4 protein-coding genes and 1 tRNA gene are annotated in these 2951 nt (G+C 39.3%); 3 read left to right on the top strand and 2 right to left on the bottom strand.

What is annotated here, in order from left to right; genetic code table 11:
* A partial coding sequence (locus B4033_RS08310) for an aminotransferase class I/II-fold pyridoxal phosphate-dependent enzyme (protein WP_286833134.1) occupies positions 1–807 on the top strand: 807 nt, incomplete at its 5' end.
* Between the two features lie 107 nt (positions 808–914).
* Here B4033_RS08310 and B4033_RS08305 read toward each other — a convergent pair.
* The gene (locus B4033_RS08305; protein WP_286833133.1) at positions 915–1322 is read right to left on the bottom strand and encodes a GFA family protein; all 408 of its coding nucleotides are present in this window, start codon (positions 1320–1322) and stop codon (positions 915–917) included.
* A gap of 154 nt (positions 1323–1476) precedes the next feature.
* Between B4033_RS08305 and B4033_RS08300 the strand changes: the two genes are divergently transcribed.
* Entirely contained in the window at positions 1477–1908 is a 432-nt protein-coding gene (locus B4033_RS08300) for a PaaI family thioesterase (RefSeq protein WP_286833131.1), read from the top strand.
* A 22-nt stretch (positions 1909–1930) separates the two neighbouring features.
* On the opposite strand, the gene B4033_RS08295 is transcribed toward B4033_RS08300, so the two are convergent.
* Positions 1931–2374, bottom strand: a complete 444-nt coding sequence (locus B4033_RS08295; RefSeq protein ID WP_286833130.1) for a hypothetical protein — start codon at positions 2372–2374, stop codon at positions 1931–1933.
* Positions 2375–2610: 236 nt separating this feature from the next.
* On the opposite strand from B4033_RS08295, the gene B4033_RS08290 reads away from it, so the two are divergent.
* Positions 2611–2686: transfer RNA gene (locus B4033_RS08290), tRNA-Asn, on the top strand.
* Positions 2687–2951 lie beyond the last annotated feature (265 nt).

Here is a 2951-nt window from a genome sequence, read left to right as displayed (position 1 = left end):
AAATGTGGTGAAGAACAACGTTTCAAAATTACTCCTGAACAATTAGAAGCGGCGATCACTGACAAAACTCGTCTAGTGGTATTGAACAGCCCTTCTAACCCGACTGGCATGATCTATACGAAAGCTGAACTAGAAGCCTTAGCTGCAGTACTGCGCAAATACCCAGAAGTATTCATTGCATCTGACGACATGTATGAACCAATCCGTTGGGATGACGAGTTCTACAATATCGCAACTGTTGCTCCAGACCTTTATGACCGTACAATCGTATTAAACGGTGTGTCTAAAGCCTATGCAATGACAGGCTGGCGTATCGGCTACGCAGCTGGTCCTGCGAAACTGATTGGCGCAATGAAGAAAATCCAGTCTCAATCAACTTCTAACCCGACTTCAATTTCGCAAGTTGCTGCTGAAGCTGCATTGAATGGTCCTCAAGACGTACTTGAGCCAATGATTGAAGCATTCAAACGTCGTCATGACCTGGTTGTAAAAGGCTTAAATGATATCAATGGTATTTCTTGCCTACCTGCGGACGGTGCATTCTATGCATATGCAAACATCAAACCATTGATTCGTGCCAAAGGTCTTAAATCTTGCACAGAATTCTCTGCTTGGTTACTGGAAGAAACTGGTGTTGCAGTTGTTCCTGGTGATGCATTTGGTCTAGGCGGCTTCATGCGTATCTCTTACGCAACTGCTGACGAAGTACTGGTTGATGCACTTGCTCGTATCAAGAAAGCTGCTGATTCAATCGAAGGCGTAGATGCTGCGATTGCTTCTATCGAAGCTGAAAAAGCTGCTAAATAATTTAGAGACTTTCTCAAGTTTTTAAATAAGAAACCCGCGTTTATCGTGGGTTTTTTTATTTGTTCTCTTTAAATTTAACCTTAAATTTTGCACTTTCAAAACTAAAATTATGAGCGATCCGAATTAAACATCTCGATGACTTCTTCAGTCATTTTTTGGGTTTGATTATTAAATAAATAGAAGGCTGGCTGATGATCCACATAAATCTCCAGATTAAAATCCAGATCATCAGGTAATTCCTCCAATGTAAAAACATTGATATTGGCAAATGAGTGATCTTTGGTTCGCCAAAAAATTAAAGTACCACAAACACTACAAAAGCCGCGCTCCGCCCATTCTGAAGAGTTAAAAACAGATAAATACTGCTGATCGACAAAATGAATATCTTCGATATCAATAGCCATTAATGGCCCACCGGTTTGGCGGCGACACATCGAGCTATGACAGGCAGCAACTCCATGATTCCTGAGTTGTACTTCAAACTGAGTCGCACCACATAAACATCTTGCTTTCATCAGTATTCCTCATTGAACTTATTTTTTATATTTATTTTTAAGCCAAGGTATAAACCCTGCATACTCCAATCATACAATTTTTAATTGATGCCTGAGCCTCCATCCATCTAGAATTTAAAGATCATTCCAAAATCTAAAATAACAAGAGCAAGCAATGGATATCAAGAATCTATCAGGTTTACAGATTATGCAAGAAATGTGTAATGGCAACCTGCCGATGCCTTCTATGGCAACAACCATTCCCATGAAACCTACTTTAATTGAAAGTGGTCAGGTCACGTTTGAGGTGCAGGCAGATCAACACCATTTAAATCCTTTAGGCGGTGTACACGGGGGCTTTGCTGCAACAGTACTGGACACCGTAACAGGCTGTGCAATTCATACCGTTTTAGAAGCAGACGCAGGATATGGCACGATTGATCTCAATATTAAAATGTGTCGCCCCACTCCCCAAAACAGACCATTGACGGCTATTGGTCAACTCACTAATACCAGCAAAAATCTTGCAATCTCAGAAGGAAAAATTATCGATGAAGATGGTAAGCTTTATGCTCATGCAACAGCCACCTGTATGATTTTTCGTTAAAAACTTCTAGTTTAAGAAAGGCTTAAAGCATACCCCACTTCGCCTGCGATGCTTGAACAGCTTTTGGTTGAGTCAAAGCCTGATACTCAAAATAATGTCTAGAGACATTCGCCAGACTTAATTCTTGAGTCTGTGCAGTAGATGTCTGCCAAACTTTAGACTGATTTGAACCCGTAATGAGATTGCCCGAAATAGCATAAATAAACAGATCTTTTGGCTGTATTTCAGGCGCATTCAGGAATACTTCAAAGCTAAATTGGCGTTCCTTCTCAACCAGCCATTTTTCTGCAAACCACAATTGTAACAAGTCACCCAAATACAACTGTTTTGCAGCTAAGGGCCATAAACGGATTTCAGCGCCATGAACAGGAGTAAAATATTGGGTAAAATCTTGAATAATATCAAGGTAGTTTTCTTGATAGAAAGACAGTTGGGCGAAAATTTGAGGGATAGTGAGCGTATTCATTCGCTTTCTCCGGTTTAGCCATTTTTGTGCTGGCAAGTAGGTTTAAATCCACACTGTTTGACCATCTGGTCAAACGACTTTATATTTTCAATTTAGCAATTCGCTTATGCGCTGACAAGCTTTTTTTGAATTTTAAATTTGATTGTCTAAATTAAAATCAGACAAACTATATTTGCAATAAATATAGAAGTTTTTGCTTGACCCCTGTCAAAATCCCTCTATAATCGCATTCAGATTCTCCCATAGCTCAGTCGGTAGAGCGACGGACTGTTAATCCGCAGGTCCCTGGTTCGAGCCCAGGTGGGAGAGCCAAATTCAAGAAAGCCCAAGCATTTTAGACTTGGGCTTTTTTTATTGCTTTAAGCTTTATTCACATAAAAACTTTTCATCTCCCCCTTCTCTTTCCTCCATGAAATTAGAATGATCGTGATTGATAACCATACTTCCATCAGATATGAAGGATTTTATTTTTAACTCGTACATTTTTTTAACAATTAATATTTAATATATCCCTAAGTAGAGTTGCCTTTAAATCCACACAGTAATAGTAGACATTTAAAATTGCTTAGGCTATTTT

Origin of the sequence: Acinetobacter sp. UBA3132, from assembly GCF_002364825.1 — a bacterium.
Classification (GTDB): domain Bacteria; phylum Pseudomonadota; class Gammaproteobacteria; order Pseudomonadales; family Moraxellaceae; genus Acinetobacter; species Acinetobacter schindleri.
Note: the sequence above shows the minus strand (reverse complement) of the source record. Positions and strands in the feature narration are given on the sequence as shown.

Excerpts from the sequence above, each read along its gene's own strand:
- B4033_RS08305 (WP_286833133.1), bottom strand. The coding sequence starts at position 1,322 with ATGAAAGCAAGATGTTTATGTGGTGCGACTCAGTTTGAAGTACAACTC.
- B4033_RS08300 (WP_286833131.1), top strand. The coding sequence starts at position 1,477 with ATGGATATCAAGAATCTATCAGGTTTACAGATTATGCAAGAAATGTGT.
- B4033_RS08295 (WP_286833130.1), bottom strand. The coding sequence starts at position 2,374 with ATGAATACGCTCACTATCCCTCAAATTTTCGCCCAACTGTCTTTCTAT.